A 21136-nucleotide genomic window follows, 5' to 3' on the forward strand; every position below is an offset into this window, starting at 1 on the left:
TTCAACAATGAAAACACATATCAATATACAGTCTTGCTTAGCCGTTACTGCTCTTGGCGTCATGCTGCTTACGGCTTCCTGTAAAAAAGATTTTCTGAATGTTCCGCCGCAGGCGCAACAACCGGAAACCGCATTCTGGAAAACCGCTGAAGACGCGGACAAGGCGGTAAATGCAGTTTACGCCAAATTGCGCAGCTGGGACAATGTTGCCTTTAATGCCATAGTCATTGAAAGTACCGGGGCTGACGAAGCAGATAAGGGAAGTACGCCAACGGACGCTACTTTCTTCAACCTGTTCGATACGTTTACCGTTACTTCTACACAGGGCTCTTTGCAGGGCTTCTGGAACGGTCAGTACCAGAACATCAAACTCTGTAACCAGGCAATCGACAGCATTCCGAAGATCGCCATGGATGAAAATCTGAAATCGAGATATATTGCAGAAGCTAAGTTTGTAAGGGCTTACTCTTATTTTAGGTTGGTCCGGGCATACGGGCGTGTGCCACTTAGATTGCATGAACCAAAGGACCCTACGGAGTATAACATTCCGCAGGCTGAAAAAACCGAGGTGTATGCCCAGATCGAAAAGGACCTGACCGAAGCTGCTTCGGTATTGCCACCATCTTATGATGCCGATAATAAAGGCAGGGCTACTAAAGGTGCTGCCCTTGGCCTGCATGCGAAGGTAGCCATGTACCAGCAGAAATGGAATGATGTGCTTTCCTTTACCAACCAGGTTATGGGATTGGGTTATGACCTGTTCCCCAACTTTGAAAAAGGATTCCGCACGGAAAACGAAAACAATATTGAATCGGTATTTGAGATCCAGGCAGAACTGCTGATCGGAAACTCGGCTGCTTCAAACTCCCAGTACAGTCAGGTGCAGGGTGTTGCCGGTGTAAGAGGTGGCGGCTGGGGTTTCAACACACCGTCACAGGCACTGGCCGATGCGTTTGAACCAGGTGACCCCAGAAGAGATGCAACCATCATTTTCAGAGGTGAAACCACTCCTCAGGGCGATGTCATTCCTACTACCGTTCCTAATGAAAGGTACAACCAGAAATCTTATGTGCCTTTCAGCTTGTACGTTTCCGGCTATAACGAAGGCGCACAACAAAACATCAGGGTATTGCGCTTTGCAGATATTCTGCTGATGAATGCGGAAGCGGCCAATGAACTGGGTGATCCTGCTCAGGCCAAATCTTCACTCAACCGGGTAAGGCAACGTGCCAGGGGCGGCAATCCGAACATCCTGCCTGATGTGACCACTAATGACAAAACCGAGCTGCGCAACGCGATCTGGCATGAAAGGCAGGTAGAACTTGCGATGGAAAACGACAGGTACTTTGACGTGATCCGCCAGGGTCGGGCCGCACAGGTATTCGGGCCTAAAGGCTGGAAAGCGAACAAAAACGAGGTTTGGCCGATCCCTGCTACCGAAATTGACCTGAGCGGTGGCAAACTGACCCAGAATCCCGGGTACAACTAGGTTTTTATTTGTTATTTTGGGGTTGCCCTGGCTTGCCGGGCAACCCCTTAACCGAATTCCATGATCTACTGCTACAAAAAAATTACCGTCCTTTTAATGGCCTGTGGCTGCCTGTTTACAGCCTGCGCCAAGGCCCAGTCTGGCAAACCGGCAAGTAACACCATTAAACCTGAACTGAAGATTGATAAGAATCTAAGCGATACGCAATTACTGGACCTGGTCCAGAAACAGACCTTCAGGTATTTCTGGGATTTTGCCCACCCGGTAAGCGGACTGGCCAGGGAACGCAGCAATACCTCCTTTAACTATGGCCATGAAGTGACGACCACCGGCGGCACAGGCTTCGGAATCATGGCCACTATTGTAGCCGCAGACCGCAAGTGGATCACACGCGACACCGCTGCCCGCTTTCTGCTGAAAATGGTGAACTTCCTGGGTAAGGCAGACGCTTATCATGGCGTATTCCCGCACTGGCTCGACGGGGCTACTGGTAAAACGATCCCTTTTAGCCGCAAAGACGATGGTGCCGATCTTGTGGAGACTTCCTTTCTGTTCCAGGGCCTGCTGACCGCAAGGCAGTATTTCAATGCGGACAATCCGGTTGAAAATGAACTGCGCGGCCGTATCAACTGGTTATGGAACGACATTGAATGGGACTGGTTTACCCGGGGTGGTCAGGAAGTATTATACTGGCACTGGAGTCCGAACAATGACTGGGCCATGAACTTTCCGCTTCGCGGTTACAACGAATGCCTGATCACCTATGTACTGGCGGCTTCGGGAACCAGGTATCCGGTACCGGCTTCGGTATACCACAGGGGCTGGGCGCAAAGTAATTTCTTTATCAATGGCAGGGAATTTTACGGATACAAGCTGCCCCTGGGCTTTGACAACGGCGGCCCCTTGTTTTTTTCGCACTATTCCTTCCTGGGGCTCGATCCAAGAGGCCTGAAAGACCAGTACGCAGATTACTGGGAACAAAATAAAAACCACACACTTGTAAACCGTGCTTATGTGCTGGCTAATCCTAAAAACTACAAAGGTTACGGCTCCAACAGCTGGGGCCTGACCGCCAGTGACAGTTGGCAGGGTTACGCTGCGCATTCGCCAAATGAAGACCTTGGCGTAATCACACCTACCGCAGCTTTGTCTGCATTTCCTTATACCCCGGAATATTCCATGGAAGCCCTGAAGCATTTCTATTTTGACCTGGGCGATAAGCTCTGGAGCCAGTATGGGTTTGTGGATGCTTTCAGTGAATCGCATAACTGGTATGCAAAATCGCACCTGGCCATAGACCAGGGGCCAATCATTGTGATGATTGAGAATTACAGGAGCGGCTTGCTCTGGAAGTTGTTTATGAGCTGTCCTGAAGTGCAGGCCGGATTAAAGAAACTGGGCTTTGAGAGTCCTGCAATCGGAAAATAAAGATGGACCGGATCAGACAAATTCTTCTGGGTTTACTGATACTGACAGCATTTGATCTTGCTGCCCAGCAAAAGCAAATGACCTATTGCAACCCGGTTAACCTGGACTATGGCTATACGCCAATACCGGATTTTTCCAGACAGGGCAGACACCGTGCTACGGCAGATCCGGTGATGGTGACCTATAAAGATGACTATTACCTCTTTTCGACAAACCAATGGGGTTACTGGTGGAGCAGTGATATGTACAACTGGAAATTTGTCCCTCGACACTTTCTGAGGCCCGAACATAAGGTATACGACGATCTTTGCGCTCCCTCTGTATGGGTCCAGGGCGATACCATGCTGGTCTTCGGCTCTACCTACAGCAGGAACTTCCCGATATGGATGAGTACTGATCCGAAAAACAATGAATGGAAAGAGGCAGTACATGAATTCGGGATCGGCGGCTGGGACCCTGCACATTTCGTAGACGAGGATGGCAGGCTCTACATGTACAATGGCAGCAGCAATGTGTACCCTTTGTATGGTATCGAACTGGACAGGAAGACATTTCAACCGGTAGGTACCAGAAAAGAACTGCTGTTGCTCGATCCTGACCGGTTCGGATGGCAGCGTTTCGGAGCACATCTGGACAATACCTTTTTAAAGCCCTTTATGGAGGGAGCCTGGATGAACAGGCATAACGGAAAATACTACCTGCAATACGGGGCTCCGGGTACGGAGTTCAGCGGCTATGCAGACGGGGTGGCGATAGGTGAAACACCGCTGGGTCCTTTTGAACATCAATCCATGCCTTTTTCCTATAAGCCCGGCGGATTTGCAAGAGGTGCCGGACACGGAGCTACTTATCAGGATAAATGGAAAAACTACTGGCACGTGTCTACGGTAGTGGTTTCCGTCAAAAATAATTTTGAGCGGCGGCTGGGGATTTGGCCTGCGGGCTTTGACAAAGACGATGTGCTGTATATGGACGCGGCTTTTGGTGATTATCCGCACTACCTGCCTGATGGCCCCGCGGACCATCTGAAAAGCGGCTTTACCGGATGGATGCTGCTGAATTACAATAAGCCGGTGCAGGTATCGTCTACCCTGGGAGGCTATACTGCGAACTATGCAGTAGATGAAGACATCAAAACCTATTGGAGTGCAGCTTCTGCGGATAAGGGAGAATGGATCATTTCTGATCTTGGTATGCTTTCGGAGATACGTGCGGTACAGATCAACTACGCTGACCAGGATGCCGAGTTTCTGGGCAAACAACAAGGCATTTACCATCAGTACCGGCTATGGCACTCTGCGGACGGAAAAAACTGGCGGATACTTGCCGATAAGAGCCGGAACAAAACGGACGTGCCACATGATTATGTCGAGCTTGAAAAGCCCGTGAATGCGCGCTTTGTTAAATTGGAGAACATACATATGCCAACCGGAAAATTCGCCATCAGCGGACTGCGCGTATTTGGTAAGGGTGGAAAGTCGAAACCGGCGCCCATAGCGGATTTTACGGTGTTGCGGACGGAAACTGATAAACGCAGTGCCTGGATCAAATGGAAGAAGCCAGACGACGCATACGCCGTAAATATCTACATCGGTACTGAACCAGATAAACTATATAACTGTATCATGGTATACGGTGACAACGACTACTGGTTTAAAGGAATGGATAAAAACAAAACTTATTATTTTAGCGCGGAAGCCATTAATGAAAACGGGGTATCAGCCCGTAGCAGCATGGCTACCGTAAACTAAAACCAAATCATAAAATGAAACACAATTTGTTATTCCGTATTTTCTTTGTCGCCTTAGTCAGTTTATCTGCTCCTGCTTTTGCGCAGACCAAACCATTCTGGAATGAGATCCAGCAGTTCCGCAAAAAGGACAGTGTGGCAATGCCTGCTCCCGGCGGCATCGTTTTTACGGGCAGTTCCTCTATACGGATGTGGGGCGACCTGGAAACAGTCTATAAAGATTACAACGTGATCAACAGGGGTTTTGGCGGATCTGTTATTCCCCAGGCCAATGAATACCTCGAAGACCTGGTCCTGAAATACAAGCCGCGCCAGGTAGTCATCTACAGTGGAGAGAATGATATTGCATCCGGTATTTCCGCTGAACAGACATCAGAGAATTTTAAGATACTGTTCAGCAATATCCGTAACCATCTGCCCAAGACGGCCATCGCCTATGTTTCGATGAAACTAAGTCCTTCCAGGGAGAAATTTTCATCGGAAGTGCTTAAGGCTAACGGCCTGATCAGGGACTACCTGTCGAAACAAAAAAATGCCGCCTATATCGACATTACCTCTAAGATGCTGGACAGTAACGGAAAAATGCGTCCGGAACTGTTCCGGGAGGACATGCTGCACATGCGACCTGCGGGTTATGAAATCTGGGTGAAGGCCATCACCCCCTATTTAAAAAAGAAATAAAAATATATGAAAGCTACCCACTTATTTTTACTTACCATTCTGTTTAACGCGACTGCGCTGTTTGCGCAGAAAAAACCAGTGAGTACTGCCAGTCAGAAGATGAACACTTTTATCGGTGGCCTGATGGCGAAAATGACGGTTGACGAGAAGATCGGTCAATTGAACCTGCTGACGGGCGGTGAAGCGACGACGGGTGCTGCGGTGAGCACAAACGTGGAAGTAAAGATAAAAAACGGACAAGTGGGTGGCATTTTCAGCCTGACCACGCCTGCCAGGATCAGGAAGGCGCAGGAGATTGCAGTAACACAGACCAGGTTGAAGATTCCGATTATTTTCGGACAGGATGTGATACATGGTTATAAAACGACATTCCCGATTCCTTTAGGTCTTTCCTGTACCTGGGACCTGCCGCTGATTCAGCGAACCGCCAGGATAGCTGCGATAGAAGCGACGGCAGATGGCCTGAACTGGACTTTTTCACCTATGGTAGATGTATCCAGGGACCCTCGCTGGGGAAGGATATCCGAAGGCTCCGGAGAGGATACCTACCTGGGTTCGGAGATCGCAAAGGCGATGGTACGTGGCTACCAGGGCGATGATTTATCGAAATACAATACGATGATGGCTTGTGTCAAGCATTTTGCATTATACGGAGCCGCAGAGGCCGGACGGGACTACAATACCACCGATATGAGCCTGGACCGCATGTATAACGAATATCTGCCGCCATACAAGGCAGCTATTGATGCCGGGGCGGGAAGCGTCATGACTTCTTTTAATGACATCAACGGGGTGCCTGCAACAGCTAACAAATGGCTGATGACCGATTTATTGCGCAAACAATGGGGATTTAATGGCTTTGTCGTAACTGATTATACCGCGGTGAACGAGCTGATTGATCATGGGTTGGGTGACTTGCAAACGGTGTCTGCCCTTTCCCTGAATGCTGGTGTGGATATGGATATGGTAGGTGAAGGTTTTCTGACCACGCTGAAAAAATCGCTGAAAGAAGGCAAGGTGACCATTCAGCAGATCGACCGAGCCTGCCGGCTGGTGCTGGAAGCAAAATATAAACTTGGACTGTTCGAAGATCCTTTCCGCTATTGCGATGAAGAAAGAGCGAGGACAGAAATCCTGAAACCTGAACACCTCACCTTTGCACGGGAAGTCGCCGGACAGTCCTTCGTATTGCTGAAAAATGACAAGAACCTACTGCCTTTGAAAAAATCGGGCACTGTAGCACTGATTGGCCCATTGGCCGATACAGGCCCGAATATGCCGGGTACCTGGAGTGTGAACAGTGACCTGGTGAATACAAAATCGCTGCTGCAGGGAATGCAGGAAGTTCTGGGAAGCCATGTGAAGGTATTGCACAGCCTTGGATCTAACCTGGTTTCCGATACCGCTTACCAGAAAAGAGCGACGATGTTTGGACGAGACATTCCAAGGGACAACCGTCCGGAAGAAGAAATCATCAGCGAAGCCGTGGATATTGCAAAAAAATCGGATGTGGTGATCGCCGCATTGGGTGAAAGCTCGGAAATGAGCGGCGAGTCATCCAGCAGGACCAACCTGGAATTACCGGATGTACAACGCAGACTGCTGCATGCTTTGTTAAGGACGGGCAAACCCGTAGTACTGGTGCTCTTTAGCGGAAGGCCGCTGGTACTGACCTGGGAACAGGCAAACGTACCTGCTATACTGAACGTATGGTTCGGCGGTACTGAAGCGGCCAAAGCCATTACCGATGTAGTATTTGGTGATGTGAACCCTTCCGGGAAACTGACCACTACGTTTCCGCAGAACGTGGGACAGATCCCGTTATATTACAGCCACAAAAATACCGGCAGACCGCTCGGGGAAGGCATGTGGTTCTCTAAGTTCCGTTCCAATTACCTTGATGTAAGCAACGAACCACTTTATCCTTTTGGCTATGGGCTGAGCTATACCACATTTGGTTACAGCAACCTGGTATTGAACGGCAGGAACTTTAAGGCAGGCCAGTCAATAACAGCCAGTGTAACGGTAAAGAACACCGGAGATAAAGCAGGAAAGGAGATCGTTCAGCTCTACCTGCAGGATCTGGTGGGCAGTTCTACCCGGCCTGTAAAACAACTCAAGGGTTTTCAAAAGATCAGCCTGGAACCGGGTGAAAGTAAGGTGGTCAGCTTTAAGATCAGTGCCACAGACCTGAAGTTTTACAACTCAGCGTTGAAATATGTAGCAGAACCGGGCGATTTCAAGGTATTTATCGGTGGAAATTCAAGAGATGTCCTGACTTCCCAATTTACCTTCTCACTATAGCTGATGTCAGGTAATTTGCTATTTTAGGGACATGAAAAGATTTAAATGGACCGCTCTCCTGCTGATGCTGACTTTAACGATGAATGTGACTGCGCAGGACCTGTCAAAATATGACAGGGGAAATTACATTGATGGTAAGGACACCATTTATTACCGAATTCTTTTCCCGGAGAATTTCAACCCTAAACAGCTCTATCCGATCGTCTTTTTCCTTCATGGTTCCGGTGAGCGGGGCAATGACAATGCGAAACAGTTGTCCAATGGTGGAAAGTTGTTTTTAAAGCCCTCAGTCCGAAAGCAATTTCCGGCAATCGTGGTATTCCCGCAATGCAGCAGCGACAGTTTCTGGTCCAATGTGAACATTAAATCGGACATGGAGGGCAAGCGGTTTTTTGAGTTTCTAACGGGCGGAAAGCCAACCAGATCAATGCAGGCACTGCTGGGAATGATCGATGATTTCCTGGAGAAACCTTATATAGACAGAAGCCGGGTATATGTGGGCGGGCTTTCCATGGGCGGGATGGGAACACTTGAGCTGCTGAGACGCAAGCGCAATACTTTTGCCGCGGCATTTGCCATCTGTGGCGGCGATAATGTTGCGAACGTGAAAAAATATGCGAAGACGCCCCTGTGGATCTTTCACGGGGAAAAGGATGACGTAGTGCCTGTAAGCTTATCTACTGCCATAGCTGACCAGCTTACTGTTCTTGGAGAAACACCTAAACTGACTTTATATCCTGAAGCCAATCACAATAGCTGGGACTCTGCATTTGCAGAGCCCGAACTATTGCCGTGGTTGTTCGGCAACCACAAATAATTATTCTGCCATATTGTGATATACGGCCTGTACATCATCGTCTTCCTCGAGCTTGTCAATGAGTTTCAGCACATCGGCGGCCTGCTCTTCGGTAACAGCCGTAGTTGAAAGTGAAATGCGTTCCAGTTTGGCGCTTTTCATTTCGACACCAAGGTCTTCCAGCGCCTTTTGCATCCTGCCAAAATCTTCAAAAGCAGTTTGTACTACCGCTACGTCATTTCCCTCTTCGTCTGCTTCCAGGTAAAGTTCTTCCAGACCGAAGTCGATCAGTTCCAGTTCCAGTTCTTCCAGGTCTTTGTCTCCGGGCACAAAACGGAATATCGATTTGCGGTTGAAAATAAAATCAAGCGATCCGGTCTTGCCCAGTGTACCGCCGGTCTTGTTAAAATAGCTCCGGACGTTAGCGACAGTACGGTTGGTATTGTCGGTGGCCGTTTCAATAAGCACCGCTACACCATGCTGCGCGTAACCTTCATAAACGTGTTCTTCATAACCTTTTTCGTCTTTATTGGAGGCCCTCTTGATTGCCGCATCTACGCGGTCTTTAGGCATGTTCACTGCCTTGGCGTTCTGGATGGCGGTACGCAGCCTTGAGTTGGTATCAGGGCTGGGTCCGCCGTCTTTTACGGCGATTACGATCTCCTTGCCTATCCTGGTAAACTGTACGGCCATTTTGGCCCAACGCTTGAATTTTCTTTCCTTTCTGAATTCAAATGCTCTTCCCATTATCTCGGTTTTATATTTGTCTTTCTTTTTAGCTTTTTAAGTTATTCAGCATATCCACCGTCATACGGGACAGGTCGTATGCCGGTTTCCAGCCCCAGTCCCGGGTTGCATGGCTATCGTCAATGGACTTTGGCCAGCTGTCTGCTATTTCCTGCCGCGGATCATGTTCCTTATATTCCAGTTTAAATTCCGGAAGGTGCTGCCTGATCTCGCCGGCGAGTATTTCCGGCGTAAAACTGACCCCTGCGAAATTATAGCTGGAGCGGATATTGATCTTGTGCGCCTCTGCATTCATCAATTCTATCGTACCCCTGATCGCATCGTCCATGTACATCATCGGTAGTTCGGTTTCAGCGTTGAGAAAGGAAGTATAGCTGCCCTTTTTTAACGCATCGTGGAAAATATGGATTGCATAGTCTGTGGTTCCCCCACCAGGCGCCGCCTTCCAGCTGATGAGCCCCGGGTAGCGGATACTCCTTACATCCAGCCCGTATTTATGAAAATAATATTCACACCAGCGTTCACCGGCGAGCTTGCTGATTCCATATACGGTATTCGGATCCATGATACAGAATTGTGGGGTATTGTTTTTAGGTGAGTTTGGGCCGAAGGCTGCAATGGAGCTTGGCCAGTAGACTTTTGAAGTCCCGTAGGCGATCGCCAGGTCCAGGATGTTCAGCAGCCCGTTCATATTGAGGTCCCAGGCCAGCTTCGGATTCTGCTCTCCCGTAGCAGAAAGCAGTGCGGCAAGTAAATAAACCTGTGTGGGCTTATATTTTTTAAAGATATGGTTCAGTGTGTCCTTTTCCAGCACATTGACAAATTCAAAAGGACCCGAGTTCTTCATGTCATAGTCTGGCCGCCTGATATCACAGGCAACAACATGCTCTTCCCCATACAGTTTGCGCAAGGCGGTGACCAGCTCCGTGCCGATCTGTCCGTTGGATCCTAAAACGATTAGCTTCTCAGTCATAAATACCGCGGTTTGGGCAAATTTAATTAAATTATCAGATATACTTCCCGAGTGATCAATTGAAGCGGATTGTTAAAGTAACAAAAACATTATATATTTACTTTAATTGTGTATCTGAAACACTAACCGTTTATTTTTTTCTTAATATTACGGTGCAGAAATACAACGGCACACACACTGAAAATTATAACCAAATATTGAAAATGCACTCGTTTTTCCGGTCATTTAGAGATCAGTGACAGCACATGGAACGGGTATTCAAATGAATTAGAAATTAATCTATAACACAACACATGAAGACTAGAAAAATCAGAATGGGCATGGTTGGCGGTGGCAAAGACGCATTTATCGGCGCTGTTCACCGCATTGCCGCGAACATTGACGGGCAAATTGAACTTTGCTGCGGAGCTTTGAGCATCAATCCGGAAATCGCTAAGGAATCCGGTGAAATGCTTTTCCTTCCTGAAGACAGAATCTATCTGAACTACGAGGAAATGATCGAAAAAGAAAGCAAACTGCCCGCTGATCAGCGTATTGATTTTGTAACGATCGTTACACCGAACTTCGCTCATTTTGGCCCTGCCATGCTGGCACTGGAAAATGGCTTTAATGTGGTGATCGAAAAACCGATTGCGCTCTCACTTGACGAAGCGAAGCAATTGCAGAAAAAAGTAGAGGAAACCGGCCTTATCCTTTGCCTTACCCATACTTATTCTGGCTACCCAATGGTAAAACAGGCCCGCCAGATGGTGAAAGACGGCAAATTCGGCAAGATCAGGAAGATCATGGTAGAATATCCTCAGGGCTGGCTGAGTACCCTGACCGAAAGGGAGGGAAATGCACAGGCTGCATGGCGCACAGACCCCAAGAAAAGTGGAAAAAGCGGATGTATGGGCGATATCGGCACTCACGCTGCCCAGCTTGCGGAGTATATTTCAGGACTTAAGATTACAAAGTTGTGTGCCGACCTTAATATACTGGTAGCGGGAAGGGCTCTGGATGATGATGGCAATGTGCTGTTGCGCTTTGACAACGGCGCAAGTGGTGTGCTCTCTGCTTCACAGGTTGCCGCAGGAGAAGAAAATGCATTAAAGATCCGTGTGTACGGAGAAAAAGGAGGTCTGGAATGGAACCAGCAGGAACCAAATACATTACTGGTAAAATGGCTGAACGAACCTGCACAGGTTTACCGCGCAGGACAGGCCTATCTTTCTGATGTTGCAAAACATAACCTTCGCGTACCGGGAGGCCACCCTGAAGGCTATCTGGAAGCTTTCGCGAACATATACCGCAACTTTGCGCTGACAGTTTCTGCGAAGATACATGGTACGGAACCTGCTGAAGCGGCGCTGGATTTCCCAAGGGTAGAAGACGGTGTCAGGGGTATGGCCTTTATCGATAATGTGGTGGCTTCAAGCCAGTCCGATCAAAAATGGTTTGATTTTAACGTTTAATCAGCATGACTACACTTAAAGGACCCGGAGTATTCCTGGCGCAGTTCATCAGCGATGAGGCGCCTTTTAACTCTTTAGATTCAATCTGCGAATGGGCAGCAAGTCTTGGTTTCAAAGGCATACAGATGCCAACTCTGGACAGCCGCTTTATCGATCTGCAGAAAGCTGCCGAGAGTAAGACCTATGCAGATGAGCTTAAAGGCAGGATAGCGGTGCACGGACTGGAAATCACTGAGCTTTCTACTCACCTGCAGGGGCAATTAGTGGCGGTACATCCGGCCTATGACCTGGCTTTTGATGCTTTTGCGCCGGAGCAGTTTCGTAATAATCCAAAGGCAAGAACGGAATGGGCGGTGCAGCAGATGAAATATGCGGCGCAGGCTTCACAGAACCTTGGGTTGAACGCACATGCTACTTTCAGCGGATCGTTATTGTGGCACATGTTCCATCCCTGGCCGCAGCGTCCGGCGGGTCTGGTAGATGCCGGTTTTACGGAACTGGCAAAACGATGGACTCCAATCCTGGATGAATTTGACCGCTGCGGTGTAGATGTCTGCTATGAGATCCATCCAGGTGAGGACTTGTTTGATGGCATCACTTACGAAATGTTCCTGGAAAAGGTAAATAATCACCCACGTGCCTGCCTGCTCTATGATCCTTCCCACTTTGTATTACAGCAACTGGATTATATCCAGTATATTGATTTTTATCATGAACGCATTAAGGCGTTCCATGTAAAGGACTCGGAATTTAACCCAACGGGAAGACAGGGTACTTTTGGCGGCTATCAGAGTTGGGCAGACCGCGCCGGCAGGTACCGCTCACCCGGCGACGGACAGGTTGATTTTGGCACCATCTTCAGCAAACTGGCTCAGTATGACTATAAGGGCTGGGCGGTTATGGAATGGGAATGTTGCATCAAAGATGCGCAGGTAGGCGCAGCTGAAGGTGCCGAGTTCATTAAAAAACACATCATCAAGGTAACTGACAAAGCTTTTGACGATTTTGCTGCCTCGGGCGGTGACGACGATTTTAACGCTAAGATTCTGGGTTTAAAATAAACATATCTGCACACCATGAAAAAAACACTATTGTTCTTAAGCTGCGTTGCCTTGGCCTGGGCATCCTGCCACAGCCCTGAGGAACGGGCCGCGATGAAGGCCTCTGCCGATTCAGCTGCCCATGGCAAAATTGAAACCACCGGCCCTTCGGAGCCGGCCGGCGATACAGCGGCTGCGCCAAAGCCGGACACGGCTACCGCAGTATCTGCAGAACCAAAAGTCGGTCCTCCGGTTGTCACAGCTACGGAAACACCGGCACCCAAACCGGAAAAACTTGCGGGCGAAGGCCTGATCCAGAAATCTGACTGTCTGGCTTGTCACAACGTAAGCAAAAAGATCGTAGGGCCTGCCTATAAAGCGGTAGCAGCTAAATACGAAGCTAACGACGCGAACATTGAGGCGCTTGCTGAAAAGATCATCAATGGAGGTGCTGGTGTATGGGGCGCAGTACCCATGAGCCCACACCCTGCACTCAGCAAGACTGACGCCAAAGAGATGGTAAAGTATATACTTTCCCTCAAAAAATAACATCTGAACTTAAACTAAAATGGAGCCATGGAACAAATAAAAAAAGACCAGAATGCTACTTCAAGACGTAGCTTTCTTAAAACAGGTGCCGTTGCGGCTTCTGCATTTATGATCGTGCCCCGTCACGTACTTGGAGGCAAAGGCTTCCTGGCACCGAGTGACCGCCTGATCGTTGCAGGTGTCGGTGCCGGGGGCAAGGGGGAATCGGACATTGCCATGTTCGCGAAAAGCGGCAAGGCGGATATCGGCTTCCTTTGCGACGTTGACGACAGAAGGGCTGCAACTTCACGCAAGAATTTCCCTAAGGCGAAATACTATAAGGACTGGAGGGAAATGTATGACAAGGAGTCTAAGAACTTCGATGCCGTATCGGTTTCCACACCTGACCATAACCACGCCATCATCGCGTATCATGCCATGCAACTAGGCAAGCACGTATACGTGCAGAAACCACTGACTCATGACATTTATGAGGCCCGCATGCTGACTGAAGCTGCAAAAAAATATAAAGTAGTTACCCAGATGGGTAACCAGGGTGCCTCCAATGACGGTACCCGCTTACTATCGGAATGGTATGATGCAGGACTGATCGGAGATGTACATACGGTTTACTGCTGGACCAACCGCCCGGTATGGCCACAAGGCATCCAATGGCCTGCTGGTAAAGCTGAAGTTCCAAAAGAACTGGACTGGGACCTCTGGCTGGGAACAGCTCCTTACAAAGATTACGTTAACAAACTTGTGCCATTCAACTGGCGGGGATGGTGGGACTACGGCACAGGTGCACTCGGCGATATGGGCTGTCACCTGGTAGAAGCTCCTTTCCGTGTACTGGACATCCGCTATGCAAAGGATGTACAGGCGAGCGTAGGCAGTGTCTATGTGGATGAGTTCAAACAAGGTTTCTTCCCTGAGAGTTGCCCGCCATCAAGCCATATTACCCTGACTTTCCCGAAAACTGCGAAAACCAAAGGTGACGTTACCCTGCACTGGATGGACGGTGGCATTCAACCTGAAAGACCGGTGGAGCTCAAAGCCGACGAACCATGGGGCGGCGAAGAAGGTAACGGAACACTGTTCATTGGTACTAAGGGAAAAATGTACGCGAGCACTTATTCAGATGCACCTACCCTGCTGCCTAAGGAACGCACAAAAGATGCGAAGGCAAAACAAAAATGGGCGCGCGTACAGGGCGGTGCGAACGGCCACTATGCACAATGGGTAGAAGGCTGTATCGCAGGCTATGGAAAAACAGAACTGAGTTCTTCGTTCGAGATCGCAGGACCGCTTACAGAAGCACTGCTGATGGCTAACTTAGCCGTTCGCGGACATGCACTGAAAGGTGGCAAGAAAAAATACCTGTGGGATAACGACAATATGAAAGTAACCAACTTCGATGAAGCGAACCAGTTTGTTAAGCGTCAGTACCGCGAAGGCTGGACCTTGTAAGCTAAATGGCAAACAGAACAAATGAAAAAGCGCATATTTACTGCATGTGCCATAACCCTGCTGGTGGGTTATGGCACTGTTTATTCGCAAAGCAAAGGCTTTGTGAAATTATTTGATGGAAAGAGTACAAAAGGATGGCATACCTTCGGGCAAACCGCAGCAAGCACAAAATGGCAGGTGGAAAATGGCATACTCCACTTCAATCCATCCGCAGAAGGTGAAGGCGGAGATCTCGTGACGGACAAAGCCTACAGCAATTTTCACCTGAAAGTAGACTGGAAGGTAGCACCCAAGTCGAACAGCGGGATCATTTTTTATGTTCAGGACGATGCGGCCAAGTACGGCGCAACTTATATGACCGGACCGGAAATGCAGGTCCTGGACAACGATGGTCATCCGGACGGCAAGATCACGAAGCACCGTGCAGGCGACCTTTATGACCTCATTAAGGCCAGCTCGGAACCTGTAAAACCTGTCGGCGAATGGAACACGGCGGAAGTAATTTCCAACAAAGGCAACCTTGAACTGAAACTCAATGGGGTGACCGTAGTAAAGACTACTTTGTGGGACCAGAGCTGGAAAGACCTGGTCGCCAAAAGCAAGTTTGCACAGTGGGAAGGATTTGGTGCCTTTAAGTCCGGAAAAATTGCCCTGCAGGACCACGGGGACAATGTGTGGTACCGTAACATAATGATCAAAGAACTGTAAATTAAAGAGAGAGAGACGAATAATAATGAACTCAAACAACCGCATCAAATTGTCACTTATGATGTTCCTGGAGTTTTTCATCTGGGGCGCATGGTTTGTAACTTTAGGGACCTTTCTGGGTGCCAACCTGAAAGCAACCGGGGCCGAAACGGGCTCTGTATTTTCTACCCAATCCTGGGGAGCGATCATTGCCCCTTTTATTATCGGCCTGATCGCTGACCGTTTTTTTAATGCAGAGCGGATACTTGGCGTGTTGCACCTGATCGGTGCGTTCCTGATGTACCAGATGTACAATTCGACAGATATTTCTACATTCTATCCATATGTACTGGGTTATATGATCCTGTTCATGCCTACCCTGGCCCTGGTCAATTCGGTTTCATTTAACCAGATGAAAGACCCTGAGAAGGAATTTTCGACCATACGTGTTTTCGGTACCATCGGCTGGATCGCTGCGGGGCTCATCATCAGTTATATCTTTCATTGGGATACCCCTGAGGCGACAACAGCGGGCGCACTGAAAAATACCTTCGCTATGGCTGGCGCAGCCTCACTGGTTCTCGGTCTTTTCAGCTTTATATTGCCTAAGACACCGCCTAAAGGAAGTTCCGGCGAACAGGTTAAGGTATCTGAGATCCTCGGGCTTGACGCGCTCAAACTGCTGAAGGATAAAAATTTTGCAATTTTCTTTATTTCCTCGATCCTGATCTGTATCCCGCTCGCCTTCTATTACCAAAACGCGCACCCTTTCCTTTCCAATGTAGGTCTGGACAACCCTACCGGGAAAATGACCATCGGACAAATCTCGGAGGTCTTGTTCCTCCTGCTGCTACCTGTGTTCTTCAGTCGTTTCGGCTTTAAGAAAACGATCCTTGTCGGCATGCTGGCCTGGGGCATCCGTTATGCCTTATTTGCCTATGGAAACGCTGGTGAACTGAGCTTTATGCTCATCATCGGCATTGCGTTGCATGGCATCTGCTACGACTTTTTCTTCGTTTCGGGCCAGATCTATACCAATGCTGCGGCAGGTGAAAAGTACAAGAGTGCGGCCCAGGGGCTCATCACGCTGGCGACTTATGGCGTAGGCATGCTGATCGGCTTTGAAGTTGCCGGTAAGATCACTGATGCCTATAAACTGGGTGAAGGTGCCTATGACTGGAAAATGGTATGGATCATTCCTTCCGGAATCGCGTTCGCGGTGTTCCTGATCTTTGCGGTCTTCTTCAATGATAAGAAAAAAATCAGCGAAGACGCCATCAATATATAGACCCGTTTATATGAAACCAGAACTGAGCAGGAGAACTGCAATAAAAAACATCGTGGCGGGTACCGCTGCAATTGGCGTATCTTCGGCCTTACCTGCTTTGGGTTCAGTAGCCGCAGAAGCAGAAGCCAAAACAACAAATATGCTGAAAGGAAACATTAAACACTCGGTATGCCGCTGGTGCTTTGGAGGCGTAGACCTGGACACCCTTTGTATCGAGGCCAAAAAGATCGGGATTACAGCCATTGACCTGGTCGGCCCGAATGACTGGGCTACTTTAAAAAAACATGGGCTGTATTCTTCCATGTGCAATGGTGCAGAGATCAGTCTGGATGACGGATGGAATGACACCAAATTTCACGATGAACTGGTGAAACGCTATTCCGAAATGATCCCTAAAGTTGCGGCGGCAGGGTATAAGCAATTGATATGCTTTAGTGGTGCACGGCGGGGAAAAGATGATGAAACCGGCTGGAACAATTGTGTACAGGGTCTGAAAAAGGTAATTCCTGTTGCTGAAAAGCATGGTGTCGTACTGGTCATGGAGCTGCTGAACAGCAAAGTTGACCATAAGGACTATCAATGCGACACTACAGCCTGGGGTGCTGAACTTTGTAAACGACTGGGTTCGGAAAATTTTAAATTGCTTTATGACATCTACCATATGCAGATCGATGAAGGCAACGTGATCGCGAACATCAGGAAGTACCACCAGTACATATCGCATTACCATACTGCCGGAGTACCGGGACGTAACGAGCTTGACGAAAACCAGGAGCTGTATTATCCCGCCATTATCCGGGCTGTCATCGCTACCGGCTTCAAGGGGTACCTGGCCCAGGAATTCATCCCGAAAAATGCAGATAAGTTCAAGTCGTTAAAGGATGCAGTAAACCTTTGTGATGTTTAAAAATTGCTATTATGAATTCTAGAAGAATCTTTATCAAACAGGCCGCGGTGGCTGCAGCAGGGCTCGCCATACTTCCTGATTTTGCCTGCTCCCCGGCTGCAAAAGCTGGCAGGGCCGTAGGCATTCAGCTGTATACGCTCCGGGAACTTTTACCGCAGGATGTAAAAGGAGTCATTGAAAAAGTGGCGAAGACCGGCTATAAAGAAGTAGAAACCTATGGCTACACAAAAGAAGCCGGTTTCTGGGGGTTGGAAGCCAAATCCTTCAAAGCGTTACTGGACGCAAATGGACTGAAAGCGCCAAGCGGGCATTTTGGCATGGATGAATTTATTAAGACAGGGAACAAGGAATTACTTAAGCCCTTGCTGGAAGGGGCTGCTACGCTGGAAATGGAATATTTTACCTGCCCGTATCTGGACGCAGCCCTCAGGCCAGACCTGGATGCTTATAAGAAAATTGCCGCCAGATTGAATGAAGCGGCCGAGCTGTCCAGACAGGCTGGGCTTCAGCTGGCCTATCACAACCACGATTTTGAATTCCAGCAGCAGGGAAATGGCAGAGGGTATGATGTATTACTGAATGAAACCGATAAAGAGCTGGTCAAGTTTGAAATGGACCTGTACTGGGTAGTACGGTCGGGCAATGATCCGGTTGCACTGTTCAATCAGCATCCTGGCCGTTTCGCCATGTGGCATGTGAAGGATATGGATAAGAAGGACAATACCATCAATACTGAGGTAGGTACCGGCACCATTGATTTCAAGGCAATCTACAAGCAGGCCAAGCAGGCCGGGCTGAAACACCTGATTGTCGAGCAGGAAAATTTCAGTATCGACCCATTTGAAAGCATTAAGAAAAGCTTTGACTATGTAGATCACGAACTTGTATAAGACCTGAAGGGGTCCGGTAAGAAAAGGGAGGTGATCGTCAAATCATCTCCCTTTTTCGTTTATACTAAGGCGCTTAGGCGGAGTGTCAGAAAAAAACGCCATATTTGCGCCTCTAAATGGTACAACAAAATTTATATTAAAAAACAAGTAAACAACAATTATTAAATCATGAAAATTGCAGTAGTAGGTGCCACCGGACTGGTAGGTACCGTAATGTTAAAAGTGCTAGAAGAGCGTAACTTCCCGCTGACCGAATTGATCCCAGTAGCCTCTGAGAAGAGCGTTGGCAAGGAAATTTCGTTCAAGGGCAAGAAGTACGCTGTGGTCAGCATGAACACTGCAATTGCCATGAAACCAGATATCGCTTTGTTTTCGGCAGGCGGTGGTACTTCGCTGAAAGAAGCCCCCAGGTTTGCTGAAGCAGGTACGACCGTGATTGACAACTCGTCAGCATGGCGTATGGATCCTTCAAAAAAGCTGGTAGTTCCCGAGGTGAATGCAGATGTCCTGGGTAAAGACGACAAGATCATTGCCAACCCGAACTGCTCAACCATACAGATGGTGGTTGCGCTAAAGCCTTTGCATGATAAATACAAGATCAAACGTGTAGTCGTTTCTACCTATCAGTCGGTAACCGGCACCGGGGTGAAAGCGGTAGACCAGCTGATGAACGAACGCAAAGGTGTAACTGATGGCCCGATGGCCTATGCCTACCCTATCGACCTGAACGTGATCCCGCATATTGATGTCTTCACCGACAATGGCTATACCAAGGAAGAAATGAAAATGATCCTGGAGACCAAAAAGATCATGGGTGACGACAGCATCAGGGTAACGGCAACTACCGTACGTATACCGGTAATGGGCGGCCATTCTGAATCGGTAAACATCGAGTTTGAGCAGGATTTTGACCTGGCGGAAGTAAGGGCACTACTCGAGGCCACCGAGGGGGTGATCGTAGTAGACGACCCGGCCAACCTGAAATATCCGATGCCAAAAGATGCACACGAAAAGGACGAGGTCTTTGTTGGACGCATACGTCGCGACGAATCCCAGCCAAATACGCTTAATATGTGGGTTGTAGCAGACAACCTGCGTAAAGGTGCTGCTACCAATGCGGTACAGATCGCCGAATACCTCGTAAAGAAGGAACTGATCTGATGTCCTAGACAACACCATAATACGAATCGGCCGGTGTATCGAAATATTTCGGGGCACCGGCCGTTTTTATTTTTCGGAAGACCTGATTCTTTAAAGACGATGCTAAAAAAAATAACGATCCATTTCTTGCTGCTTTGTACCTGTTTAACTACAAGTGCACAAACACCTGTACAAAAGCTAAAGCAGGCCTTTACCAATTTTCAAAATGACCCTCAGACCAAATATGGCATAGCGGCAATCTGTGTACTGGATGCAGGTACAGGTGAAACCCTGTTTGCCAGAAACGAACAGACAGGCCTGGCTACGGCTTCAACGCTGAAGACCATTACATCGGCAACAGCATTCAGTCTGCTGGGCCAGGATTTCAAGTTTCAGACCAACCTTGCCTATTCGGGTGCAATCGACAATACAGGTACCCTGAAAGGGAACCTGATTGTCATAGGCGGCGGAGATCCTACCCTCGCATCCTGGCGCTATGAAACCAGCAGAGAAAAATATATCCTTGACCAATGGGTCAATGCGATCAGACAGGCCGGCATCAAAAGGATAGAAGGAAATGTAATTGGCGATGACAGTTTATGGGGTACTCAAACTACTCCTGACGGCTGGATCTGGCAGGATATCGGGAATTATTACGGGGCAGGTGCTTCGGCCCTGAACTGGCGAGAGAACCAGTTTGACCTTCATCTCCGTGCCAGCAGGACCGATCAGGGCGTTTCTATATTAAAAGTAGTTCCTGAAATGCCGTACCTGCAGTTTGTCAATGAAATGAAAGCCGGACCGGAAGGCTCCGGAGACCAGGTGTATGCCTATTTACCTCCCCTGGCTACCACAGCTTATCTGCGAGGAACCTGGGCACTGGGCATTGGGAAAAGCGGTATTTCCGCAGCCTTACCCGACCCGGCATTTGATGCTGCTTTCCGGTTGCAGGATACCCTTCGCCGTATCGGCATCGCTGCAAACCAGCCCCCCACAACTGCCAGGATACTTAAAGCCCGGGGGACTGCGATGCCTGCCGTTACAAAGACCATCAGTACCCTGAATTCACCGGACCTTGGCCGTATCGTTTACTGGTTCAACCGGAAAAGTATTAATCTTTATGGCGAGGCCCTGCTAAAGGCTTTGGCCTGGAAATCTGGTAAGGAGGCTACGACGAGGAATGGGGCAGCTACAGCGATCAGCTACTGGGCCGGGCGGGGCCTGGCCGGAAATGCCCTGAATATCATGGATGGCAGCGGGCTTTCGCCGGCGACAAGGGTCACTGCAGCGGCCATGGCCCAGGTACTCTTTCTCGCCCAAAAGGAAAGCTGGTTTCCGGCCTACTATGAATCGTTGCCGGAAAACAATGGAATGAAACTGAAAAGCGGGACCATCAATGATGTTTCCGCCTTCGCCGGTTATTTTACTTCCGGTTCTGGAAAAAAATATGTCATCGTAATCAATATCAACAACTATTCCGGCTCCGGCATCAACAAAAAGTTATTTAACGTGCTGGATGCGTTGAAATAAGCGCAACAAATCGATAACTTGCAAAGCACACCTA

At 48.7% G+C, this 21136-nt stretch carries 18 protein-coding genes; 16 read left to right on the forward strand and 2 right to left on the reverse strand.

Annotated features, from left to right (window positions below; translation table 11 throughout):
* Nucleotides 1–7 precede the first annotated feature (7 nt).
* Genes P2W84_RS13800 through P2W84_RS13825 form a run of 6 tightly spaced genes read left to right on the forward strand, consistent with a single transcriptional unit; the run spans nt 8 to nt 8469 of the window.
* The gene (locus P2W84_RS13800) at nt 8–1489 is read left to right on the forward strand and encodes a RagB/SusD family nutrient uptake outer membrane protein (RefSeq protein ID WP_276090733.1); all 1482 of its coding nucleotides are present in this window, start codon (nt 8–10) and stop codon (nt 1487–1489) included.
* A gap of 60 nt (nt 1490–1549) precedes the next feature.
* The gene (locus P2W84_RS13805) at nt 1550–2917 is read left to right on the forward strand and encodes a glucoamylase family protein (protein WP_276090734.1); all 1368 of its coding nucleotides are present in this window, start codon (nt 1550–1552) and stop codon (nt 2915–2917) included.
* A gap of 2 nt (nt 2918–2919) precedes the next feature.
* Nucleotides 2920–4668, forward strand: coding sequence for a family 43 glycosylhydrolase (locus P2W84_RS13810; protein WP_276090735.1), 1749 nt, complete (start codon nt 2920–2922; stop codon nt 4666–4668).
* A gap of 14 nt (nt 4669–4682) precedes the next feature.
* On the forward strand, nt 4683–5348 hold the full coding sequence (locus P2W84_RS13815) for a GDSL-type esterase/lipase family protein (RefSeq protein ID WP_276090736.1): 666 nt from the start codon (nt 4683–4685) through the stop codon (nt 5346–5348).
* 6 nt (nt 5349–5354) lie between these two features.
* A complete protein-coding gene (gene bglX / locus P2W84_RS13820) occupies nt 5355–7652 on the forward strand; it encodes a beta-glucosidase BglX (RefSeq protein WP_276090737.1) in 2298 nt (765 codons plus the stop codon).
* Nucleotides 7653–7683: 31 nt separating this feature from the next.
* Nucleotides 7684–8469: a prolyl oligopeptidase family serine peptidase gene (locus P2W84_RS13825; RefSeq protein ID WP_276090738.1), complete on the forward strand. Its 786-nt coding sequence runs from the start codon at nt 7684–7686 to the stop codon at nt 8467–8469.
* On the opposite strand, the gene P2W84_RS13830 is transcribed toward P2W84_RS13825, so the two are convergent.
* Both P2W84_RS13830 and P2W84_RS13835 read right to left on the reverse strand, forming a co-directional pair.
* Entirely contained in the window at nt 8470–9195 is a 726-nt protein-coding gene (locus P2W84_RS13830) for a YebC/PmpR family DNA-binding transcriptional regulator (RefSeq protein ID WP_276090739.1), read from the reverse strand.
* A gap of 28 nt (nt 9196–9223) precedes the next feature.
* Nucleotides 9224–10168, reverse strand: coding sequence for an NAD-dependent epimerase/dehydratase family protein (locus P2W84_RS13835; RefSeq protein ID WP_276090740.1), 945 nt, complete (start codon nt 10166–10168; stop codon nt 9224–9226).
* 293 nt (nt 10169–10461) lie between these two features.
* Here P2W84_RS13835 and P2W84_RS13840 point away from each other — a divergent pair, with 293 nt between their 5' ends.
* The 10 genes from P2W84_RS13840 (at nt 10462) to dacB (ending at nt 21102) form a co-directional block, all read left to right on the forward strand.
* On the forward strand, nt 10462–11622 hold the full coding sequence (locus tag P2W84_RS13840) for a Gfo/Idh/MocA family oxidoreductase (protein ID WP_276090741.1): 1161 nt from the start codon (nt 10462–10464) through the stop codon (nt 11620–11622).
* 5 nt (nt 11623–11627) lie between these two features.
* Nucleotides 11628–12683: a sugar phosphate isomerase/epimerase gene (locus P2W84_RS13845; RefSeq protein ID WP_276090742.1), complete on the forward strand. Its 1056-nt coding sequence runs from the start codon at nt 11628–11630 to the stop codon at nt 12681–12683.
* 15 nt (nt 12684–12698) lie between these two features.
* Entirely contained in the window at nt 12699–13211 is a 513-nt protein-coding gene (locus tag P2W84_RS13850; protein WP_276090743.1) for a c-type cytochrome, read from the forward strand.
* Nucleotides 13212–13238: 27 nt separating this feature from the next.
* Nucleotides 13239–14660 carry a Gfo/Idh/MocA family oxidoreductase gene (locus tag P2W84_RS13855; protein ID WP_276090744.1) on the forward strand — a complete coding sequence of 474 codons (1422 nt, stop codon included), beginning with the start codon at nt 13239–13241 and terminating at the stop codon, nt 14658–14660.
* Nucleotides 14661–14681: 21 nt separating this feature from the next.
* A complete protein-coding gene (locus tag P2W84_RS13860) occupies nt 14682–15368 on the forward strand; it encodes a DUF1080 domain-containing protein (RefSeq protein ID WP_276090745.1) in 687 nt (228 codons plus the stop codon).
* 25 nt (nt 15369–15393) lie between these two features.
* A complete protein-coding gene (locus P2W84_RS13865) occupies nt 15394–16635 on the forward strand; it encodes a nucleoside permease (RefSeq protein ID WP_276090746.1) in 1242 nt (413 codons plus the stop codon).
* 10 nt (nt 16636–16645) lie between these two features.
* Complete coding sequence (locus P2W84_RS13870; RefSeq protein WP_276090747.1) at nt 16646–17542, forward strand: TIM barrel protein; 897 nt, start codon at nt 16646–16648, stop codon at nt 17540–17542.
* An 11-nt stretch (nt 17543–17553) separates the two neighbouring features.
* The gene (locus P2W84_RS13875) at nt 17554–18432 is read left to right on the forward strand and encodes a sugar phosphate isomerase/epimerase (protein WP_276090748.1); all 879 of its coding nucleotides are present in this window, start codon (nt 17554–17556) and stop codon (nt 18430–18432) included.
* A gap of 168 nt (nt 18433–18600) precedes the next feature.
* Nucleotides 18601–19593: an aspartate-semialdehyde dehydrogenase gene (locus P2W84_RS13880; protein ID WP_276090749.1), complete on the forward strand. Its 993-nt coding sequence runs from the start codon at nt 18601–18603 to the stop codon at nt 19591–19593.
* A 99-nt stretch (nt 19594–19692) separates the two neighbouring features.
* Entirely contained in the window at nt 19693–21102 is a 1410-nt protein-coding gene (gene dacB / locus P2W84_RS13885; RefSeq protein ID WP_276090750.1) for a D-alanyl-D-alanine carboxypeptidase/D-alanyl-D-alanine-endopeptidase, read from the forward strand.
* The last annotated feature ends 34 nt before the right edge of the window (nt 21103–21136 follow it).

It is taken from the genome of Pedobacter sp. JY14-1, assembly GCF_029269825.1.
Classification (GTDB): Bacteria; Bacteroidota; Bacteroidia; order Sphingobacteriales; family Sphingobacteriaceae; genus Pedobacter.

Excerpts from the sequence above, each read along its gene's own strand:
- P2W84_RS13800 (WP_276090733.1), top strand. The coding sequence starts at position 8 with ATGAAAACACATATCAATATACAGTCTTGCTTAGCCGTTACTGCTCTT.
- P2W84_RS13845 (WP_276090742.1), top strand. The coding sequence starts at position 11,628 with ATGACTACACTTAAAGGACCCGGAGTATTCCTGGCGCAGTTCATCAGC.
- bglX (WP_276090737.1), top strand. The coding sequence starts at position 5,355 with ATGAAAGCTACCCACTTATTTTTACTTACCATTCTGTTTAACGCGACT.
- P2W84_RS13850 (WP_276090743.1), top strand. The coding sequence starts at position 12,699 with ATGAAAAAAACACTATTGTTCTTAAGCTGCGTTGCCTTGGCCTGGGCA.
- P2W84_RS13865 (WP_276090746.1), top strand. The coding sequence starts at position 15,394 with ATGAACTCAAACAACCGCATCAAATTGTCACTTATGATGTTCCTGGAG.
- P2W84_RS13805 (WP_276090734.1), top strand. The coding sequence starts at position 1,550 with ATGATCTACTGCTACAAAAAAATTACCGTCCTTTTAATGGCCTGTGGC.
- P2W84_RS13835 (WP_276090740.1), bottom strand. The coding sequence starts at position 10,168 with ATGACTGAGAAGCTAATCGTTTTAGGATCCAACGGACAGATCGGCACG.
- P2W84_RS13810 (WP_276090735.1), top strand. The coding sequence starts at position 2,920 with ATGGACCGGATCAGACAAATTCTTCTGGGTTTACTGATACTGACAGCA.
- P2W84_RS13825 (WP_276090738.1), top strand. The coding sequence starts at position 7,684 with ATGAAAAGATTTAAATGGACCGCTCTCCTGCTGATGCTGACTTTAACG.
- P2W84_RS13830 (WP_276090739.1), bottom strand. The coding sequence starts at position 9,195 with ATGGGAAGAGCATTTGAATTCAGAAAGGAAAGAAAATTCAAGCGTTGG.
- P2W84_RS13880 (WP_276090749.1), top strand. The coding sequence starts at position 18,601 with ATGAAAATTGCAGTAGTAGGTGCCACCGGACTGGTAGGTACCGTAATG.
- dacB (WP_276090750.1), top strand. The coding sequence starts at position 19,693 with ATGCTAAAAAAAATAACGATCCATTTCTTGCTGCTTTGTACCTGTTTA.
- P2W84_RS13815 (WP_276090736.1), top strand. The coding sequence starts at position 4,683 with ATGAAACACAATTTGTTATTCCGTATTTTCTTTGTCGCCTTAGTCAGT.
- P2W84_RS13855 (WP_276090744.1), top strand. The coding sequence starts at position 13,239 with ATGGAACAAATAAAAAAAGACCAGAATGCTACTTCAAGACGTAGCTTT.
- P2W84_RS13875 (WP_276090748.1), top strand. The coding sequence starts at position 17,554 with ATGAATTCTAGAAGAATCTTTATCAAACAGGCCGCGGTGGCTGCAGCA.
- P2W84_RS13860 (WP_276090745.1), top strand. The coding sequence starts at position 14,682 with ATGAAAAAGCGCATATTTACTGCATGTGCCATAACCCTGCTGGTGGGT.
- P2W84_RS13840 (WP_276090741.1), top strand. The coding sequence starts at position 10,462 with ATGAAGACTAGAAAAATCAGAATGGGCATGGTTGGCGGTGGCAAAGAC.
- P2W84_RS13870 (WP_276090747.1), top strand. The coding sequence starts at position 16,646 with ATGAAACCAGAACTGAGCAGGAGAACTGCAATAAAAAACATCGTGGCG.